General features: G+C 39.0%; 15 protein-coding genes. 13 read left to right on the top strand and 2 right to left on the bottom strand.

The window, feature by feature from the left end; all coding sequences use genetic code 11:
• The first annotated feature begins 124 nt into the window (after window positions 1-124).
• The 10 genes from rpsA to P2W72_RS14525 all read left to right on the top strand — a co-directional run bounded on the left by rpsA (window position 125) and on the right by P2W72_RS14525 (window position 13,077).
• On the top strand, window positions 125-2,113 hold the full coding sequence (gene rpsA, locus P2W72_RS14570; RefSeq protein WP_276364013.1) for a 30S ribosomal protein S1: 1,989 nt from the start codon (window positions 125-127) through the stop codon (window positions 2,111-2,113).
• 157 nt (window positions 2,114-2,270) lie between these two features.
• Window positions 2,271-2,813: a bifunctional pyr operon transcriptional regulator/uracil phosphoribosyltransferase PyrR gene (gene pyrR / locus P2W72_RS14565; protein ID WP_276364011.1), complete on the top strand. Its 543-nt coding sequence runs from the start codon at window positions 2,271-2,273 to the stop codon at window positions 2,811-2,813.
• Window positions 2,813-3,754 (top strand): aspartate carbamoyltransferase catalytic subunit, encoded by a 942-nt coding sequence (locus tag P2W72_RS14560; protein ID WP_276364009.1) that lies wholly within the window; start codon window positions 2,813-2,815, stop codon window positions 3,752-3,754. Before pyrR ends, P2W72_RS14560 begins: the two co-directional genes overlap by 1 nt.
• Window positions 3,755-3,898: 144 nt before the next feature.
• Window positions 3,899-6,931: a tetratricopeptide repeat protein gene (locus P2W72_RS14555; RefSeq protein ID WP_276364007.1), complete on the top strand. Its 3,033-nt coding sequence runs from the start codon at window positions 3,899-3,901 to the stop codon at window positions 6,929-6,931.
• Window positions 6,931-8,610 (top strand): TonB-dependent receptor, encoded by a 1,680-nt coding sequence (locus tag P2W72_RS14550; protein WP_276364005.1) that lies wholly within the window; start codon window positions 6,931-6,933, stop codon window positions 8,608-8,610. Before P2W72_RS14555 ends, P2W72_RS14550 begins: the two co-directional genes overlap by 1 nt.
• Window positions 8,611-8,654: 44 nt before the next feature.
• A complete protein-coding gene (locus P2W72_RS14545; protein ID WP_276364002.1) occupies window positions 8,655-9,716 on the top strand; it encodes an SPOR domain-containing protein in 1,062 nt (353 codons plus the stop codon).
• Between the two features lie 65 nt (window positions 9,717-9,781).
• A complete protein-coding gene (locus P2W72_RS14540) occupies window positions 9,782-10,414 on the top strand; it encodes a MotA/TolQ/ExbB proton channel family protein (RefSeq protein WP_276364147.1) in 633 nt (210 codons plus the stop codon).
• Window positions 10,411-10,809, top strand: a complete 399-nt coding sequence (locus P2W72_RS14535; protein ID WP_276364000.1) for a biopolymer transporter ExbD — start codon at window positions 10,411-10,413, stop codon at window positions 10,807-10,809. Before P2W72_RS14540 ends, P2W72_RS14535 begins: the two co-directional genes overlap by 4 nt.
• Window positions 10,806-11,627, top strand: a complete 822-nt coding sequence (locus tag P2W72_RS14530) for an energy transducer TonB (RefSeq protein ID WP_276363997.1) — start codon at window positions 10,806-10,808, stop codon at window positions 11,625-11,627. The genes P2W72_RS14535 and P2W72_RS14530 overlap by 4 nt, the downstream gene beginning before the upstream one ends.
• A 151-nt stretch (window positions 11,628-11,778) precedes the next feature.
• A complete protein-coding gene (locus P2W72_RS14525; RefSeq protein WP_276363995.1) occupies window positions 11,779-13,077 on the top strand; it encodes a folylpolyglutamate synthase/dihydrofolate synthase family protein in 1,299 nt (432 codons plus the stop codon).
• 77 nt (window positions 13,078-13,154) lie between these two features.
• Here P2W72_RS14525 and P2W72_RS14520 read toward each other — a convergent pair whose 3' ends face one another.
• Together P2W72_RS14520 and P2W72_RS14515 are read right to left on the bottom strand one after the other, a co-directional pair.
• Window positions 13,155-13,907 (bottom strand): glucose 1-dehydrogenase, encoded by a 753-nt coding sequence (locus tag P2W72_RS14520; RefSeq protein ID WP_276363993.1) that lies wholly within the window; start codon window positions 13,905-13,907, stop codon window positions 13,155-13,157.
• A gap of 70 nt (window positions 13,908-13,977) precedes the next feature.
• On the bottom strand, window positions 13,978-15,396 hold the full coding sequence (locus P2W72_RS14515) for an amino acid permease (RefSeq protein WP_276363989.1): 1,419 nt from the start codon (window positions 15,394-15,396) through the stop codon (window positions 13,978-13,980).
• Between the two features lie 288 nt (window positions 15,397-15,684).
• Here P2W72_RS14515 and P2W72_RS14510 point away from each other — a divergent pair, with 288 nt between their 5' ends.
• The 3 genes from P2W72_RS14510 to P2W72_RS14500 all read left to right on the top strand — a co-directional run bounded on the left by P2W72_RS14510 (window position 15,685) and on the right by P2W72_RS14500 (window position 20,300).
• Complete coding sequence (locus tag P2W72_RS14510; protein ID WP_276363986.1) at window positions 15,685-17,919, top strand: sodium-translocating pyrophosphatase; 2,235 nt, start codon at window positions 15,685-15,687, stop codon at window positions 17,917-17,919.
• A gap of 233 nt (window positions 17,920-18,152) precedes the next feature.
• A complete protein-coding gene (locus P2W72_RS14505; protein WP_276363984.1) occupies window positions 18,153-19,628 on the top strand; it encodes an amino acid permease in 1,476 nt (491 codons plus the stop codon).
• 102 nt (window positions 19,629-19,730) lie between these two features.
• Complete coding sequence (locus tag P2W72_RS14500) at window positions 19,731-20,300, top strand: MarC family protein (RefSeq protein ID WP_276363982.1); 570 nt, start codon at window positions 19,731-19,733, stop codon at window positions 20,298-20,300.
• Window positions 20,301-20,305 lie beyond the last annotated feature (5 nt).

The following is a 20,305-nucleotide window of genomic DNA, read 5'->3' as shown; positions in this document are numbered from 1 at the left end:
ATTATCAGACAGTTCCGGCCTCAATGAAAGAAAAAATAAAGCGCAGAAATGTTTTTTATTAAAAATCTAATTTTCTACCTTTGCAGTCCAATTTAATAATTGGAAAAAGGAGATAAATTAATTAATGGCCAAAAAACTAGAAGCCGAAAAAGAGTTGACTGCTAAACAGGCAGAACTACAGGGCGAAGAAACCACTACGGTTAAACAAAAAGAAACCATTGAGTCAGAAGCTGATTCAGTGTCGATCGAAGAGATCAAATCAAAAACTTTAATCACCCCTTCCGGCGATTTCGACTGGGATGCGGATGATAAGGGTTTCGGAAACTACAGCGCTGCTGACCGTGAAAAGTTAGAAGAATTGTATGCCGGAACTTTCAATTCGATCAACAAAGGCGAGATCATCTCGGGTATTGTTGTATCAATCAACAACAAAGATGTGGTATTAAACATCGGATTTAAATCTGATGGTTTGGTATCATTATCAGAATTCCGTGATACACCTGACCTTAAGGTAGGTGATACCGTTGATGTATTTGTTGAATCACAGGAAGATGCTAACGGACAGTTGGTATTATCCCGTAAGCGTGCAAAAACTCAGCGTTCATGGGAAACCATCAATGAAGCACTGGATCAGGACAAGATCATCACTGGTTTTGTTAAGAGCCGTACTAAAGGTGGTTTAATTGTAGATATTATGGGTGTTGAAGCTTTCCTTCCGGGATCTCAGATCGACATCAAGCCTATCCGCGATTATGACATTTATGTTGGTAAAACAATGGAATTCAAGGTTGTTAAAATCAATCACGAATTCAAGAATGTTGTTGTATCACACAAAGTGCTGATTGAAGACGATTTAGAAAATCAAAAAACTGAAATCGTTGCCAAACTTGAAAAAGGACAAGTACTTGAGGGTACAGTTAAGAACATCACTGACTTCGGTGTGTTCATCGACCTTGGCGGCGTAGACGGTTTATTACACATAACTGATATTTCATGGGGTCGTATCGAGCATCCACGTGAAGTATTAACCCTTGATCAGAAGATCAATGTGGTAGTTTTAGACTTTGATGACGAGAAAAAGCGTATCGCATTAGGTTTAAAACAATTAACTCCACATCCTTGGGAAGCTTTAGATGCTGCTCTTGAAGTAGGTTCTAAAGTAAAAGGCAGAATTGTTACTGTTGCAGATTACGGAGCATTCCTTGAAATCACCCCTGGTGTTGAGGGTCTGATTCACGTATCTGAAATGTCATGGTCTCAAAACCTTCGTAACCCTCAGGAATTCCTGAAAGTTGGAGATGAAGTTGAAGCTCAGGTATTGACATTAGATCGTAACGAGCGTAAAATGAGCCTTGGTATCAAACAACTTACTCCTGATCCATGGAAAAACATCGCTGAGCGCTATCCTATCGGAAGCAAGCACAAAGCTGTTGTTAAGAACATGACTAATTTCGGTGTATTTGTTGAGATCGAAGAAGGTATCGACGGATTGATCCACATCTCTGATCTTTCATGGTCTAAGAAAGTTAACCATCCAAACGAATTCACTAAAGTTGGTGAAGAACTTGACGTGGTTGTACTGGAACTTGATGAGGCTAACCGTAAATTAAGCTTAGGTCACAAACAACTTGAAGAAAACCCTTGGGAAACTTTCGAAACTGTATTCACACTGGATTCAATCCACGAAGGAACTGTATTGAAAGTAACTGACAAAGGTGCAATTATTGCATTGCCTTATGGAGTTGAAGGATTTGCTCCTACAAAACATATGGTTAAGGAAGATGGTACTTCTATCAAAGCTGACGAAACTGCTGAATTCAGAATTATTGAGTTCAACAAAGATTCCAAGCGTATCGTAGTTTCTCATGCCCGTATCTGGGAAGAGGCAAAAGCTGAAGAGCGCAAAGAAGAGTTCAATGCTAAGAAGAAAGAAGCTAAAGCAACTACTACTGCCGTTAAAAAGGTAAAAGAGTCTGTTGAAAAATCTACTTTAGGCGATCTTGGTGTACTGGCACAATTGAAAGAGAAAATGGAAGGTGCAGAAAGCAAAGCCAAAAAAGCTAAGAAAACTGAAGATGATGCAGCAGAAGCTGCTGAAGGTTCAGCAGAATAAGCTAAGCTTTATCCGAATAATTAAGCGCCCTGGGAAATCTCAGGGCGTTTTTTATTATAGCATATTCCATAACAGCATTCCACCTGCTGAAAAAATCCTTTAAAAGAATATCCCGGAGTGCAATAAATTTTATATTTTTGCTCAAATTAAACCACTGATGCAAAAACTAACCTTGCTTGACGGTCGCCAGTTCCAGATAACCATACAGCGCCTTTGCCATCAGTTAATTGAAAATCACGACAAATTTGAAAACTCTGTAATTCTGGGCATTCAGCCCCGTGGAGTATTTCTGGCCAATCGGATCATAACTGAGCTTAAAAAGGATTTACCTGCAGTTAAAATCGAAAATGGTAATCTTGATATCACTTTTTTCAGAGATGACTTCCGCAGAAAAGAAGGATTACTGATTCCTAGCAGTACCGAAATTGATTTTATTATTGAAGGCAAAAAAGTAATTCTTGTAGATGATGTATTGTGGACCGGAAGAACAATTCGTGCGGCACTGGATGCGATACAGTCATTCGGCAGACCTGAAAAAGTTGAGCTTCTTACTCTGGTTGACAGACGATTCTCCCGTCAGCTGCCAATTGAAGCTGATTATATCGGAATTAAAGTTGATACCATCGACTCTCAAAAAGTCATTGTGAGCTGGAAAGAAACAGATCACGAAGACAAAGTTATATTACTATCGGAAAAATAATGGCAGAATCTATTCAAACATTAAGCACTAAACATCTGCTGGGTATTAAAGATCTTAGCGTCAGGGATATTGAATTAATACTGGAAACTGCCGATACTTTTAAAGATGTTTTAAACCGACCAATAAAAAAAGTTCCTTCATTACGTGATATAACCATTGCCAATATCTTCTTTGAAAATTCAACCCGAACCAGACTTTCATTTGAACTGGCACAAAAAAGATTATCCGCAGATACTGTAAACTTTGCCGCCTCCTCATCTTCGGTAAGTAAAGGTGAAACTTTGATCGATACCGTAAATAATATCCTATCCATGAAGGTAGATATGGTTGTGATGAGACATCCTTATCCCGGTGCAGGGGTATTTCTGAGCAAACATGTGAATGCCCAGATTGTTAATGCCGGCGATGGTGCACACGAACATCCTACTCAGGCATTACTTGATGCATTCTCCATAAAAGAAAAGTACGGTGAAGTAAGGGGACGTAAAATTGCCATTATTGGAGATATCCTCCATTCAAGAGTGGCACTTTCAAATATTCTTTGTCTTCAAAAATTAGGTGCCGAGGTCATGGTTTGCGGCCCAAGTACACTGATTCCCAAATACATAGGCACACTGGGGGTAAAGGTTGAACATAATCTTCTGAAAGCACTTAACTGGTGCGATGTAGCAAATATGCTTCGTATTCAACTGGAACGTCAGGATATCAAATATTTCCCGTCTTTAAGGGAATATTCTATGATGTACGGATTAAATAAGCAAATTCTCGACTCGCTGGATAAAGAAATTACAATCATGCATCCAGGTCCAATCAATCGTGGAGTAGAGATCACCAGCGACGTTGCCGACAGCAAACAATCAATCATCCTGGATCAGGTAGAAAACGGAGTTGCAGTCCGCATGGCAGTCCTTTATCTTCTTGCCAATCAGCGCAGCCTGTAGTACAAATTTCTTTTTTAGTTTCCTGCGATTGATAACAACATTTAAAATTCTGCGTTAGTATTCTGTTTTCAACACATGTTAATTACTAATGCAAATAGCCTAATTGGCTTTAGATTAAATTAGCGGCAATTATTTTGGTTAATTATGTTCAGACAAATCTCACTATCCGCTTTATTTCTAATTTTTTTTGCCGTTCCGGGTCTGGCTCAAAGTACTGCATGGTTTGAACTGAATCAGCATTATAAAACAGGCCTTGAGCTGCTTGAAAAGGGCAAATACGTTGCAGCATCTCAACAGTTTAATAAAATCGCACAGCCTGAACAAAAATCGGGTACTAAATCTGAATTGAATCCTGAGCTTGATCAGTTAAAGGAAAATGCCCGGTTCTACATAGCGCTTTGCGCTCTGGAACTGAAAAATAGTGATGCAGAGTCTTTATTCATGAAATTTGTGGCTTCCTATCCTGCAAGCACTTATTCAAAACTGGCTTATTATCAATTGGGACGTACCTATTTTACGCAAAAGAACTACCCGAAATCAATTGAATGGTTTATCAGACTTGATGAAGCAGATCTGATGGGGAAAGAATCTTCTGAATATCGGTATAAATTAGCTTACTCTTATTTTGAAACCAAGCAATATGATAATGCCAAGCCGCTTTTCATGCAATTAAAGGATGAAAAAAGTATTTATAATGAACAATCCATATACTATTTCGCCTATGTCTGCTATCTGCAAAAAGATTATAAAACAGCGCTTAAAGAATTTGAAAGATTAAAAGGTTCAAAAGCATACGAGAACAGTTATCCTTACTATATATCTGCATTATATTTCCTGGATAAACGATATGACGATGTACTAAACTATGCTCTTCCTATTCTGAAATCAACAAAGCAGCTTTACGAAACAGAAATGTTCCGAATTGTGGGAGCTTCCTATTTTGCCAAATCAAACTATCCCCTGGCTGGAGAATATTTCCGCAACTTCCAGAAAAATGATCAGGGTAAAACTCAGAACAATCAGGACAATTATCAGATTGGATATACCTGGTATAAGCTTAAAGATTACAAAAATGCAATTGTTGAGCTTGAAAAACTGGATACTCCTGATGAATATTACCAAAGCGGAATGATAGCATTGGGTGAATCTTTCTTAAAAACCGGAAATAAACAGGGAGCAAGAAGTGCATTTTTTAAGGCTTCCAGATTAACTTTTGATAAACAATTACAGGAAGAAGGCTTATTCAACTACGCCAAACTATCTTATGAGCTTGAATTCCACCAGGTAGCGCTGGATGCGACTCAGCAATTTATCAAGACTTATCCGCAATCACAAAAGCTGGATTCAGCGAAGACTCTCCTTGGCGAAATCCTTCTGAGTACCAAAAACTATAAAGATGCTATCGATATTCTTGAAAGTATTCCGAATAAAAACAAAGAAGCCAAAGAAGTTTATCAGAAAGTAACTTATTACCGTGGACTTGAATTTTATAATGAACGTGCATTCCAGAACGGAATATCAATGTTCATGCGTTCAAACAATAGCACTGTTGACGAGGAAATACAGGCTCTTTCTACCTACTGGCTTGCCGAAGCAATGTATGAGGTAAGAAAGTTTGGCGAATCAGTTGATAATTTTGAGAAGTTCATGAAACTTCCGGCAGCTAAAAAAACTGAAGTTTATAATTTTGCACATTATGCCCTCGCCTATGCAGCTTTTGAACATGAAAGCTACAGAAAAGCCGCAACCTATTTTACCCGATTCCTTCAGGGAAATGAAAGGGATCAGAATACCATTAACGACGCTATTCTTCGTCTGGCAGATTCTTATTTCGTGCTGAAGGATTATGAAGATGCGTTGAACTATTATAACAGAATCATTTCATACAGAACTTCCAGTGAAGATTATGCATTATTTCAAAGAGGAATGATCCAGGGCCTTCAGGGACAGAATGATATGAAAATCGAAACACATAAATCATTGCTGGCTCAATTCCCAAAATCAAATTATTCTGACGATGCAGGTTTTGAAATTGCTTATACTTATTTCATAAAAGGGGATTTCGACATTGCTAAAACCGACCTTAGTACTTTAATTGAGAAATATCCACGAAGCAGTTATGTACCACGTGCGCTTATTACAATCGGACTGGTAGAATTAAACCAGGACCAGGAAGATGCAGCTTTACTCACTTTCAAAAGAGTAGTAACAGAATATACTACTACTGATGAAGCAAAGCTTGCGATGGAATCCATAAAAAATATTTACCTGCAAAAATCTGATGCTACAGGTTTTCTTGATTATGCCAATACAACAAGCATTGGTAACTTAAGTACTTATGAGCAGGATAATATCACCTTCCAGGCAGCTAATAATCGCTTCCTAAATGGCGACTATCAGGGTACGTTTGAGTCGGTGAACGCATATTTCGATAAATTTCCTAAAGCCGTTCATGACAAGCATGCAAAATTCATCAGGGCTGAAAGTCTGGTCAGATTAAAACGCCCGGATGAAGCTATTCCTGATTATGAATATATCCTGAACGACTGGACCAGTGATTATACAGAACGTGCCCTGATGAGTATCTCAAGAATCTATTTATCACAAAAGAAATACAATGAAGCTATTGTCCATCTGAAAAAGCTGGAGCTGACTTCTGAATATAAAGCCAATTACAGCTTTGCAGTTAATAATCTGATGGAAGCATATGCAAGTATGAATATGCCTGATGAAACCCTGCAGTATGTTAAATTCATCCGGGAATCGAATAAATCTTCAGAGGAAGATCTGTTCCGTGCTGGTCTTTATGCCGGCAGAGCAAATCTTATTGTTGGCGATACAATACAAGCAATAAAAGATTTTACCGAAGTTGCCGACAAAACCCAAACCGTTACTGGTGCTGAAGCCAAGTACAATCTGGCCAGTCTGATGTACCTGCGACACGAATACAAAAATTCTCTTGCAGCTTCATTTGATCTGACCAATAAAATGCCGAACCATGATTATTGGGTAGCTAAAACCTATATTCTGATTGCAGATAATTATGTGGCACTAAAAGATATTTTTCAGGCCAAAAGTACCTTACAAAGTATCATCGAGAACTATGAAAACAAAGACGATGATATATTGAGTACTGCCAATGAAAAACTTGATAAACTGAATAAAGGCAAAAAATAATGATTAATCTTTCGCAAAAATATACGCTGTTAATAAGTTTGGTTTATTTATCTGTTGCAGCTCAGGCACAGGATAAAAAAGATACCCCTTCTACCCCGGGAACAAGCACAGGTAATACAACACTTACTGAAGAAATAGAAGTTGTAAGGCCATATAAACCGGTTCTCGCCGATGCCGTAAAGATCAGAAGAAACCCTGACATGGATAATACCAAGCCTTTCAAACCGGCACTCAGTTATTCAATTGTTGATAAAAAACTGGAGCTGAATTCAAATATCAAAGAATTACAGGCTCAAAAGATGCAGGATGAACAGGTAAGAGTTCTAAGCAATAACTACGTCAAAATAGGTGCTGGTAATTTCAATACTGCCAATGGAGAGGTATACCTTAATAATGGCCAGGATCAGGCACTTCAGACCGGTGCTTATTTCAAACACCTTTCTCAACAGGGAAGCCTGGATAAACAGCAATTTTCAAATCAGGCATTAGGAGTTTTCGGCAGATCGCTCAATGATACCTATTCACTTTCAGGCAAATTGAGTTATGACCGCAGATCAACTTTCTTTTATGGTTTTGATCCTGCTTCATCAATCCCGGTTGATAAGAGTAAACAACGCTTCAGCATCATTGAAGCTAACGGAGAGATAGCCAGCAATTATTCAGAGTCCTCTGATTTTGACTATACGGCGGGAATTAAGCTGTATCAGTTCAGTAATATTAATTCGGCCAGAGAGAGTTCTGTATTGTTAAATACTCAGATCAGTAAGAAAATCAGTCAGGCTTATTTAGGATTAAACGCTTCTGCTGATATTACTTCGTCGAAAGATATAGCATATAAGTTGGGCAACCATTTATTAAGGGCAAATCCCTATGTCAGATTAAAATCAAATAATTATGACATTCATATCGGGGCCAACATCGTACAGGAATTTGGAACCTCCGGGCGTTTGAATATTTTCCCGGCGCTGAGCATTGACTTCCCTGTAATTCCTGAATATGCTGTCCTTTTCGGAGGACTGAACGGCGACGTCTTAAAGACAAGTCTGAAAGAACTTTCAGCTGAAAATCCATATATCAACAAAAACTTAAGCATAAAGAACAGTGTTGAGAAGATGAATGTCTATGCCGGAATCAAAGGTAATACCGGAGCTCCTTTTGGGTATAAAATAATGGCATATTACAAAACTTTGGAAGACATGCAGTTTTTTGTCAATAATCAAACAGAAGTAAACCGTTTTGATGTAATCTACGACAATGGAAAAAGTACTGTGTTCGGAATTGAGGGAGAGCTAAATGTTAAAGCCACCGATGTTCTCAACATCGGCGGTAAAGCACAGATTTTTAAATACGATCTGGCCTCAGAAGCCGATGCATGGTTCAAGCCTACCTTCAGAGTTAGTTCCAATGCAACTTTGCAGGTAAACAAAAAAGTATTTCTAGACGCTGAATTACTGTTACAGGCTGAAACACCAACACGAATTGAAGGCCCTGCAGGAAGTTTTGCTATTGGTAGCCTGAAAAGCTTTATGGATCTGAGTGCGGGTGCTGAATACAAAGTAAATGATAAGATCGGAATGTATCTGAGAGCCAATAATCTGACCGCTCAAACTTACCAGAGATATCTTTACTACCCTAAAATGGGACTTACAATATTCGGAGGACTTAACTACTCGTTCTAACCCTTCGTTTGGCAGCTTGGAAATTATGAGTTAAATTAGCCCTGATGGAAATCGGACTTTACATTGCAGATTTGTTGGGTGAGCAGGATGAGGTAAGCGTTCCTGGTTTAGGTACTTTTATAAAACTCAGAATTGCAGGGACATACGACAGGATGAGCAATTCATTCAGGCCACCGTATTACCAGTTTGGTTTTAAAAACAGCATCTCAGGATTCTACCCATTGAGGGAATATCTCTGCGGTAAAAAAGGCCTCAACATATCTTCGGCAGAATATTTTATAAAAAAATATGCCTCTGAGATCCTTGATCAGATTAATGAGCATGAAAATGCTGAAATAAAACATCTGGGGGTACTTTCCAGAAAAAATGGCATCATTAGTTTTGAACCTCTGCCTGAATTAGAAAATTCCGGTATTTTTTATGGGCTTAAACCTCTGGTTGATACTGTTAATCCTGTCTCAACCGAAATGACCTATGAGAGAAAATATGAAATTTCGGAACCTGAAGATTCAACAGATGAAGAATATGAATATCCGGCAAAGTCATCAGGCTTCAGATTTATTATCATCATTTTCATAATTCTCTTAGCTGGAACCTTAGCCTTATATTTTACCAATGATAGAGTAAATAAAGCCCTGAATAATCTGGCTTCGGGTATTTTAAATAAGAAGGAATTACCCCAGCCCGTTAAAATTGACTCAGCCCTTGTTGCAGATACTGTTTTAAAATCTGCTGATACATTAACAACTCCTGCTGATACTAATTTAAAACAAACAGATACAATTGCGCGTGCAGAAAAAGAAACAACTAAAGTAACAAGTACTCAGGCATCGGTTGGGCCATCAACTGATAATGAAATAATTGGTTATGAAATAATTGGCGCGGCTTTTGCGAGAAAAAGCGAAGCCGAAGTATATATTAAACAGATTGCTGCTAAAGGTATAAAAGCAAAGATTGCGGAGAATATGCCTGGTAAAATGCTGAAAATCAGTTTTGGCTCTTTCAAAGATGAAGAATCTGCCCAAAAGGAATTAACACGAATACAAAAAGAAATAAATAAAGATGCCTGGATTGCCAGGATTAAACCACAGAAAAACTCAAAATAATGTTACTACTTCAAATCGACTCACTTAATCCCGCAGCTGATGCAGCAGCAGCCACCATTCCTACCATGCAAACCGGCGAAGAATTAAGATTTATTGAACTTCTGTTTAAAGGAGGATGGGTAATGATCCCCCTTGCTTTACTTGCATTTATGGGATTAGTGATTTTTGTAGAAAGATACCTGACGATAAGAAAAGCATCAAAAGATGAGATGAATCTCATGATGCAGGTAAAGCAAAGTGTAAAATCTGCGAAACTCGATTCAGCATTGGCTATTTGCCGTAACAGCAATACTCCTCTTGGAAGAATGCTTGAAAAAGGACTCTTACGTATCGGACGTCCAATTAAGGATATTGAAGGAGCCATTGAGAATGTCGGCAAACTTGAAGTGTCAAAACTTGAAAAGAATATCAGTATCCTCGGGATTATTGCAGGTATTGCACCCATGCTTGGATTCGTCGGAACAATTATCGGAGTAATTACAATCTTCCATGAAGTATCGGTTAAAGGTATTATTGAGATTGGCACAATCTCAGGTGGTTTGTATGTTAAAATGATTACTTCGGCTACAGGATTAATTATAGGAATCATTGCTTATGTACTTTATCATATACTAAACATCATGGTCGACCGCATCATCCTGAAAATGGAAACAGATGCCATTGAGTTTATTGATTTATTGGAGGAGCCTGGCAAATGAATTTAAGAAAGAGACAAAGAGGGAACGTTGAAGTTCATACGTCGGCACTGAACGATATCATGTTCTTCCTGCTTCTGTTTTTCCTTCTGGCATCAGCAGTTGCAAACCCGAATGTGGTGAAATTATTCTTACCAAGATCGAGTTCAGGGCAATCTATTCCTCAAAAGACTATTAATGTTTCAATCACTAAGGATCTTGAGTATTATGTAGAGAAAAAACAGGTAAGTGCGGAAGATCTTTATCAAAGCATTGAAGTATATCAGAAAGCGTCTCCGGATCTGACCATCATTCTGTATGCTGATCGTACAATAGCGATTGAAAATGTAATTGAATTGACTGATATTGCGAATAAACTGAAGGTTAAACTGGTTTTAGCTACAGAAACAAAAAAATGATAGAATACCGCAGACAGGAAGAAAATAATTATCCGAAAGCCTTTGCCATATCAACCGGAATTATGGTGGCTTTTCTGGTAATCAGTTTTTTCATAATTGCTAGCCGGGTTGAACCCGATACCGGCACAGGGGGTATTATTGTCAATTATGGTACTTCTGAATTTGGGATGGGCGATGATTATATGAGCGTTGAAGAACCATCGTCTTCACCAGATGCCAATAATACAGCTCCTGACAAGGTAATTATGGATAATACACCGTCCACTGAAGCCAGCTCAGAAGTATCAGACAAAGCCATCGCCACGCAGAATGTGGAGGAGGCACCCGAAATAGTAACCAAAGAAAAGAGTACAGCCAAAGCACCGTCAGTAAGTACTCCTGCAAAAGAAAACAAGCCGGTCGTAAACCAAAATGCATTATACAAAGGCAAAAAGAACGACGGAACAGGGAGAGGTGATGGTACAGGTAATGTAGCAGGGAACCAGGGAAGTACTAATGGAGACCCGCTCTCGCCCGACTATGGTGAAGGGGGATCGGGTAATGGCAGTTATGCTCTGGACCTAAAAAGCAGACGTTTTACTAATCTGACTCCTCCCAAAGACGATGGCCAGAAATACGGAAAAGTTGCAGTAAGAATATTCGTTGATAAAAATGGAGTAGTCGTTAATGCAATCCCCGGTGTAAAAGGCACTACCCTGTCTGATAAGGCTATTTGGGAAAAATGCAGACTGGCAGTTATCGGTTCATCACTAAATAAGCTGGAATCTGCACCCGATGTTCAAATTGGTGTGGTGATGTTTAACTTCAAAGTCAAATAGAATCAAGTGCTGTTTCTTTCAGATATCACCGTAAGGCAAATGAGAGCAAAATCTTTAATCCGACCTTGTAAAAGATTTTATTTAATTATTACCTGATACTGAATAATACTACTGGATTAGTCTTAAATAGTCCAATTTTCATCTGATTAGCATGACCTACCCGGAAACTCTGAAATTTCTTTATTCCCGGCTGCCCATGTTCAGCAGACAGGGTAAAGCTGCAATAAAACCAGGATTAGATAATACCATCCGCTTATGCGAATCACTGGGTAAGCCTCAGAATAAATTCAAATCAATACATGTTGGCGGTACGAATGGTAAAGGCTCAAGCTCTCATATGCTCGCTGCAATCTTTCAGCAGGCAGGATATAAAACCGGACTTTATACTTCACCGCATCTCCGGGATTTCAGGGAAAGGATTCGTATTAACGGTGAAATGATCTCTGAATCAGAAGTTGTAGATTTTGTAAACTCTCAGACAGAGCTGATTAATACGCTGGAGCCTTCATTTTTCGAGGTTACAGTTGCCATGGCCTTTCATTTCTTTGCTGAAAATCAAGTTGATATCGCCGTTATTGAGGTCGGACTTGGAGGAAGGCTGGACTCCACCAATATCATCATTCCCGAACTTTCCCTGATCACAAACATCGGTTTTGATCACATGAATATTCTTGGTGAGACCTTACCTGAGATCGCTGCCGAAAAGGCCGGAATAATAAAACAGGGGGTTCCTGTAATTATCGGACAAAAACAGAAAGAAATTGAATCCGTTTTTCTCGATAAAGCAGCCAGCATGAATTCAAAAATTACATTTGCAAGCGAGGAGTGGGAAATACAGAAAAGTGTTGTGCAATCGGATTCTACAGAATTATTAAAGCTTGATATCAAACAGAAAACGAAGGTTTTTGGATTCAAATCGCTTGAACTGGATTTAACAGGCACCTATCAGCTTAAAAATCTTGCAGGAGTACTCAGTGCAGTGAAAGAATTAAGATCAAAAGGTTTTAATCTGCCTGATGATGCCATTAAAGATGCTCTGAGAAACGTAAAATCAATCACAGGGCTGATGGGGCGCTGGCAGATTCTTGAAAGATCACCTTTGCTTATTTGTGATACAGGTCATAATGAAGACGGAATCAGGGAAGTGCTTAAAAACATCTCATTAACTCCTCACCGGAATTTACACATGGTGATTGGTATGGTAAACGATAAAGATATCCTTAAAATCCTGAACCTGCTTCCCCAAAATGCTATCTACTATTTTTGTCAGCCCGACATTCCAAGAGCCAGACCTTCAATTGAACTCAGAAATGAAGCATTGAAGTTTAATTTAAAGGGCACACATTATAATACTGTTGCAGATGCCCTGGAATCTGCCAGATCGAATGCCCATGCAGAAGATCTGATTTTTGTTGGAGGCAGTACATTTGTAGTTGCAGAAGTAGTCTGATTTAAAAAGCAAAAGGCCCAATCCGTTTAACTTACAGATCAGGCCCTTCGCAGATAACTTATTATCAACCTATTAATTTACTGCGCCAGGTATCCACCATCTATAGAGTAATATGAGCCGGTTACGAAAGATGATTTTTCTGACCCCAACCATAAAATCAATTCAGCTATCTCCTCTGCAGTTCCAAGTCTGCCTATCGGATGCAGACTAACTGCCATATTCAGTGTGGCTTCATCAAGGGTATTCGTTAACATTGGAGTTCTGATGTATCCCGGACCAATTGAGTTAATTCGGATTTTCTGATCAGCATATTCCAAAGCAGCTGCTTTTGTTAAACCAACCACTCCATGTTTTGCAGCTGTATAAGCAGGTGAAAATTTAGTGCCTACAGCACCAAGAATAGAAGCAATATTGACTATGTTTCCACCCCCTGATTTAAGTAAAGCCGGAATCTGATATTTCAATCCGTAGAAAACGCCCGAAAGGTTAATATCTATTACTTTCTGCCAACCATCCAGAGGATAGTCGGCGGTATTGCTTAACGGACCTGCAATACCTGCATTGTTAACTGCAATATGCAGAGCTCCATATTTCGCTACAGTCTGTTCAACCAGATTCTTGTTGTCTTCAGGCTTGCTGGTATCAGCTTTTACAAAAAAAGCTTCTCCACCCTCCCTTTGAATCTCTTCAGCAACTGCCCGACCATGCTCTTCATTAATATCAGAGACTACAACTTTAGCACCTTCTTTTGCATAAAGAATTGCTGCTGCTCTACCGATTCCGGAGCCAGAGCCTGTTATGATAGCTACTTTATTCATCAATGTTCCCATAACCATATATTTATAATTGATTAAATATACCTGTTAAACAAAAATCATAAAATGACACAGATCAATAAAACTAAGATTCTTTAGTCCCCAACTTCTTCCACATATAATAAACAGGAACACCACTAAGAACAATAATTAATCCCGGCCAGGTGAAATTAGGTTTGTAAATAATCAGAAGAATACAAAAGCTTATACCCATTAAGATATAAACTGCAGGTAAAAATGGATAACCAAATGCTTTATATGGCCTTTCAGCATCAGGACGTTTTACCCGCAAAATATAAATTCCAAGAATGGTAAGCACATAAAATATTACAACTACAAATGAGATCATATCCAGCAAATCACCGTACTTACCGCTTAAACACAGTGCAGATGCAACCAGACATTGAAGCCAGAGACCGAATTCAGGAACAGCATGTTTGTTTAATTTGGCAGTCTTTTTAAAAAAGAGCCCATCATTGGCCATGGTATGATATACACGTGCCCCGGCCAGAATAAGTCCATTATTACAGCCAAAAGTGGATATCATAATCATCAATGCAATGAGTACCGTACCAATATTCCCAAAAATAACACTAGATGCTGCTACGGCCACACGATCCTTCTCTGCATAGGCAATCTCCTGAAGTGGCAGTACTGCTATATATACCAGATTGGCAAGGACATAAATAAACGTTACAATCAATGTTCCAAGAAACAGGCTTAAGCCGATATTCCTCTTAGGATTTCTGATCTCCCCCGCGATGAAGGTGACATTATTCCAGGCATCGCTACTAAAAATGGAACCGACCATTGCTGATGCAACTGCGCCAAGAGCTGCAGCAACAGTAAGCGACTGAAATGTTCCGTCGGCATTCAGCTTTTGCATATCCCATGCATTGGTCCAGTTTGCAGTCCATATTTCAGGTTTCATAACAATAAACCCAAAGATAATGAGGCCGAAAAGGCTGAATAGTTTAGTTAATGTAAAAGAGGTTTGTATCATTTTACCCCCCTTCACACCTCTGGTATTGATGTAAGTAAGTAAAATAATGATGGCTATAGCCAGAAGTTGTGCCGCGGTAATATTCAAACCTGCAATTTGAAATATAATCCGGTCTTCACTCACCTGAGGTAATAAATAAGCAGTAAACTTTGAGAATGCAACACCAACTGCAGCAATAGTACCTGTCTGAATTACTGCGAAGAAACTCCAGCCATACAGAAATCCAACCAGAGGATTATATGCCTCTTTTAAATAAACATATTGTCCGCCTGCTTTCGGGAACATTGCACTCAACTCTCCATAACTCACTGCAGCTATCAATGTCATCAGTCCGGTAATAAGCCACACCGCTATCAGCCAGCCAGCAGAGCCTACATTTCGTGTTATATCTGCTGTAACAATAAAAATCCCTGAACCAATCATACTGCCTGCCACCAGTAAAGTCGCATCCAGAAGACCAAGCTCACGTCTCATCTCATTTTGTTCGATACTTTCATTCATATTTCAAGAAGTTATGATTCAGCACTAAACTTACATTAAAAAAATATCTGTCATTCAATAAAATTCGCTGAATTGAAATTATTCTGTTCCTGTGTCAAAAAAAATCACAATTAAGCCAAAATAAATTTATCCATAACTACCTCATAATCAGAATACATAATTCATCTACAACAGAAAAAATACTGAATATCATAACATTATGAATTTCTGTGTTTGATTAATAGAATAAGGCTGCTATTTTTGCCGTTCGCATAAGAAAAAATAACGAATATAAACAGAGATTTATCCATGGAGTTTTTACAGAACAACTTAATTTATTTAATACCTGCGATGGGTGTTTTTGGCATCGTGGTCATGGCCATTAAATCGGCCTGGGTTACCAAGCAGGATGCAGGAGACGAAAACATGCAGCGTCTTTCAGGCTATATTTCAGACGGTGCAATGGCATTTTTGAAGGCAGAATGGAAAGTTTTAGGATACTTTTCAGTGATTGCCGCTATTTTACTGGCATATTCAGGAACTTTAGTTGAAAATTCAAGCTGGGTTATTGCTATTTCCTTCCTCATCGGTGCCTTTACTTCAGCATTTGCAGGATATATCGGGATGAACATTGCAACCAAATCGAATGTTCGTACCACACAGGCTGCCCGTACAAGCCTGGCAAAGGCATTACAGGTATCATTTACCGGTGGTAGTGTTATGGGAATCGGTGTAGCAGGTCTTGCAGTTTTAGGACTGGGAAGCTTATTTATTGTATTCTATCAGATGTATGTTTTAAATACCGGTGGTAACGTAAACGGCCTTGAGATGGAGAAAGCACTTGAGGTACTTGCAGGATTTTCTTTAGGTGCTGAATCAATTGCTCTGTTTGCCCGTGTGGGTGGTGGTATTTATACCAAAGCAGCTGACGTTGGTGCTGACCTTGTAGGTAAAGTTGAAGCAGGTATTCCTGAAGATGATGTTAGAAACCCTGCAACAATTGCCGATAACGTAGGTGATAACGTAGGCGATGTTGCCGGTATGGGTGCTGACCTTTTTGGTTCATATGTTGCTACTATCCTGGCTACCATGATTCTTGGACGTGAGATCGTTTCAAATGACAATTTCGGAGGTATTGCTCCTATCCTGCTTCCAATGCTTATTGCAGGCCTGGGATTAATTCTCTCGATTGTTGCAACAGCCTTCGTTAAAATCAAAAAAGAAACTGATAGTGTACAAAATGCATTAAACATGGGTAACTGGTCGTCAATTATTATGACTGCCATTGTTTCTTACTTCGCTGTAAACTGGATGCTTCCTGATGCAATGAGTATCCGTGGATTTGAATTTGCTAAAATAGATGTTTTCTACTCTATTGTAGTTGGATTAGTTGTAGGAACGCTGATGAGTTTAATTACTGAATACTATACTGCTATGGGTCAGCGTCCGGTATTGAGCATCATCCGTCAATCATCTACCGGACATGCTACAAATATCATTTCCGGCCTTTCTGTAGGTATGGAATCAACGGTTTTACCGATTCTTGTTCTTGCCGCAGGTATTTATGGATCATTCCACTTCGCCGGATTTTATGGAGTTGCTATTGCAGCTGCAGGTATGATGGCCACTACAGCCATGCAATTATCCATTGATGCATTTGGACCAATAGCTGATAATGCCGGCGGTATTGCAGAAATGAGTGGTCTTCCTCCTGAGGTAAGAGAGCGTACCGATAACCTTGATGCTGTAGGTAATACTACTGCAGCAACAGGAAAAGGATTCGCAATTGCTTCAGCTGCTTTAACTTCACTTGCTTTATTCGCAGCCTTTGTAGGTGTTGCAGGAATTGATCATATTGATATTTACAAAGCTGACGTACTTGCCGGATTATTCGTTGGTGGTATGATTCCTTTCATCTTCTCTGCTCTGTGTATTTCTGCAGTAGGTCGTGCAGCTATGGATATGGTTAACGAAGTGCGCAGACAGTTCCGCGAAATTCCCGGAATTATGGAATATAAAGCTAAACCTGAGTATGAAAAATGTGTAGCTATTTCAACACAGGCCTCAATCCGTGAGATGATGTTACCCGGTGCAATTGCTTTAATTGTTCCTATCATCATCGGATTTAGTTTCGGCCCTGAAGTATTGGGTGGCTTACTAGCAGGTGTAACTGTTTCTGGTGTACTTATGGGTATGTTCCAGTCAAATGCAGGTGGTGCATGGGATAACGCAAAGAAATCATTCGAAAAAGGTGTTGAGATCAACGGAGAAATGTTTTACAAAAAATCTGAACCTCATAAAGCATCAGTAACCGGAGATACTGTTGGTGATCCGTTTAAAGACACTTCAGGCCCTTCGATGAATATCCTGATTAAGTTAATGTCGATCGTTTCACTGATCATTGCTCCTCATATTTCAGAAGGAACTTCTCATAAAGTAAATGTAGAAGTGAAACAGGAAATCAAGGTGATCAAAACCGAGGATCAATCAGGAAATGTGACTGTAGATACTATTGTGAACAAAACTGATTCGATCAGCCACTAAACAAAATTTAACTGTTAAAAGCAAAGGGAATTCTATCGGAGTTCCCTTTGCTTTTCAGACTAATTTTTGAAGGGTGAATCTTTAAAATCAGTTGAACTAAAATAATTGGAAACAGGTATTCAAACGACTTTCTTACGTAATTGTCCCTGTTTCATTTTTCCAATTTAATTAATTACGTTTGAGGTCTTTAAAATCATATTTTCAAACAAAATATAATAACTAAACCAATAAATATGTTCCACAAAAAATCCATCGAGCAGCTAATGCTTGAATCAAACGAGACGGGTGAAGGCACATTAAAACGTTCTCTGAGCAGTGTCAATTTGATTGCTTTAGGAATTGGTGCAATCATAGGAGCCGGTCTTTTTTCATTAACAGGTATTGCTGCTGCTGAAAATGCCGGACCTGCAGTAACCATTTCATTCGCACTTGCTGCTTTTGCCTGTGCATTTGCAGGATTATGTTATGCAGAATTCGCATCAATGATTCCTGTTGCTGGTAGTGCCTACACTTACTCCTATGCAACAATGGGCGAATTTATGGCATGGATTATCGGCTGGGACCTTGTGCTTGAGTATGCACTTGGAGCTGCCACAGTAGCTGTAAGCTGGTCCAGATACCTTCTCGAACTACTGCATAAATATGGTATCAGCCTTCCGCATGAATTTATTGTTTCACCATGGGAAACCATGAAACTTGGAGATGGTACTGTTATTGAGGGTGGTTTGATTAACCTGCCGGCAATTTTTATTGTGAGTCTGCTTTCTTTGGTGCTTATCCGTGGAACCCAGGAATCTGCAACCATGAATAACTTTCTTGTAATACTGAAAGTTGCTGTGGTTTTAATGTTCATTATTTTAGGCTGGAGTCATATTAATCCTGAAAACTATGTTCCATATATTCCTGAAAACACCGGCAAGTTCGAAAACTTTGGATGGACCGGAATATCTACTGGCGCCGCGGTAGTGTTCTTCGCTTTTATTGGATTCGATGCAGTATCAACTGCCGCCCAGGAAGCGAAAGATCCTCAGAAAGGAATGCCAATCGGAATTTTAGGTTCTCTGATTATCTGTACAATACTTTATGTTCTGTTTGCACACGTTATGACAGGACTCGTTAACTATAAAGACTTTGCCGGTGATGCTAAACCAGCTGCCACAGCATTTGCAATGACAGGATATACCTTCTTACAGGATGCTCTCATCATTGCTATCCTGGCAGGATATACCTCGGTTATCCTTGTGATGCTTATGGGGCAGTCCCGTGTATTCTATACCATGGCAAAAGACGGATTATTACCAAAATTCTTTTCTGCAGTACACCCTCAATTCCGTACTCCATGGAAAACAAACTTATTTTTCCTTGTGTTTGTCAGTCTTTTTGCAGGCTTAGTACCTGTTTCTGACCTCGGACACATGGTTAGTATAGGTACATTATTTGCATTTACACTGGTTTGCATTGGTATTATGGTTCTCCGTAAATCCTTACCTGATGCTCCAAGACCTTTCAGAACTCCGCTGGTACCTTTTGTTCCGGTTATGGGAATTCTGGTATGTATTTATTTGATGTATTCTCTACCTGCTGAAAGCTGGTTCCGATTATTTATCTGGATGGCTTTAGGTGTAATTATCTATTTATTTTACGGTAAGAAACGCAGTAAAGTTCGTGAACTCAGAAATGGAAAAATCGTTGAAAAGGAAAAGAATTAAAACTGATTTAATCATTTATTCAAAAAGGTTTCGGATTTTTCTGAAACCTTTTTGTTTATTAAATAAATTAGGGTAAAACCCGGCAATAACAATTTCAGTCAAATGAAGAATTTCAACTATACCCAGATTCTTTCAGTAACCATGATCCTCTTTGCGATCATTGATATTCTGGGTTCTATTCCGGTTGTAATCTCACTTAGGAATAAAGTTGGTCATATACAATCTGAGAAAGCTTCCATTGTGGCTATGCTGATTATGATCCTGTTCCTTTTTGTAGGGGATGAAATACTTGACATCATTGGTCTGGATATCTCCTCATTTGCCATTGCCGGATCAATTGTGATCTTTATTATTGCTATGGAAATGATTCTTGGAATCAATTTCTTTCGTGAAGAAGTGCCTGAAAGTGCTTCGATTGTTCCGCTTGCTTTTCCTTTAATCGCAGGTTCAGGTACACTGACCACCCTGCTTTCTCTCAAATCTGAATATGATACTCAGAACATCATTGTTGGAATTATTCTGAATATGATCTTTGTTTACATCGTCTTAAAGAATACCATTTATCTGGAAAAATTACTTGGAAAAACAGGGCTTCACATTATGCGCAAAGCTTTTGGAATCATTTTGCTTGCCATAGCCATCAAACTTTTCAGAAATAATACCGGATTATAGAAAAT

The organism is Daejeonella sp. H1SJ63, assembly GCF_029360775.1.
Taxonomy (GTDB): domain Bacteria; phylum Bacteroidota; class Bacteroidia; order Sphingobacteriales; family Sphingobacteriaceae; genus Daejeonella.
The sequence above is the reverse complement of the archived record's forward strand: the minus strand, read 5'-3'. Positions and strand labels throughout refer to the sequence as shown.

What these genes read in the sequence shown, in the direction of transcription:
- rpsA (WP_276364013.1), top strand. Translation starts at nt 125, where the DNA reads ATGGCCAAAAAACTAGAAGCCGAAAAAGAGTTGACTGCTAAACAGGCA.
- pyrR (WP_276364011.1), top strand. Translation starts at nt 2,271, where the DNA reads ATGCAAAAACTAACCTTGCTTGACGGTCGCCAGTTCCAGATAACCATA.
- P2W72_RS14560 (WP_276364009.1), top strand. Translation starts at nt 2,813, where the DNA reads ATGGCAGAATCTATTCAAACATTAAGCACTAAACATCTGCTGGGTATT.
- P2W72_RS14555 (WP_276364007.1), top strand. Translation starts at nt 3,899, where the DNA reads ATGTTCAGACAAATCTCACTATCCGCTTTATTTCTAATTTTTTTTGCC.
- P2W72_RS14550 (WP_276364005.1), top strand. Translation starts at nt 6,931, where the DNA reads ATGATTAATCTTTCGCAAAAATATACGCTGTTAATAAGTTTGGTTTAT.
- P2W72_RS14545 (WP_276364002.1), top strand. Translation starts at nt 8,655, where the DNA reads ATGGAAATCGGACTTTACATTGCAGATTTGTTGGGTGAGCAGGATGAG.
- P2W72_RS14540 (WP_276364147.1), top strand. Translation starts at nt 9,782, where the DNA reads ATGCAAACCGGCGAAGAATTAAGATTTATTGAACTTCTGTTTAAAGGA.
- P2W72_RS14535 (WP_276364000.1), top strand. Translation starts at nt 10,411, where the DNA reads ATGAATTTAAGAAAGAGACAAAGAGGGAACGTTGAAGTTCATACGTCG.
- P2W72_RS14530 (WP_276363997.1), top strand. Translation starts at nt 10,806, where the DNA reads ATGATAGAATACCGCAGACAGGAAGAAAATAATTATCCGAAAGCCTTT.
- P2W72_RS14525 (WP_276363995.1), top strand. Translation starts at nt 11,779, where the DNA reads ATGACCTACCCGGAAACTCTGAAATTTCTTTATTCCCGGCTGCCCATG.
- P2W72_RS14520 (WP_276363993.1), bottom strand. Translation starts at nt 13,907, where the DNA reads ATGGGAACATTGATGAATAAAGTAGCTATCATAACAGGCTCTGGCTCC.
- P2W72_RS14515 (WP_276363989.1), bottom strand. Translation starts at nt 15,396, where the DNA reads ATGAATGAAAGTATCGAACAAAATGAGATGAGACGTGAGCTTGGTCTT.
- P2W72_RS14510 (WP_276363986.1), top strand. Translation starts at nt 15,685, where the DNA reads ATGGAGTTTTTACAGAACAACTTAATTTATTTAATACCTGCGATGGGT.
- P2W72_RS14505 (WP_276363984.1), top strand. Translation starts at nt 18,153, where the DNA reads ATGTTCCACAAAAAATCCATCGAGCAGCTAATGCTTGAATCAAACGAG.
- P2W72_RS14500 (WP_276363982.1), top strand. Translation starts at nt 19,731, where the DNA reads ATGAAGAATTTCAACTATACCCAGATTCTTTCAGTAACCATGATCCTC.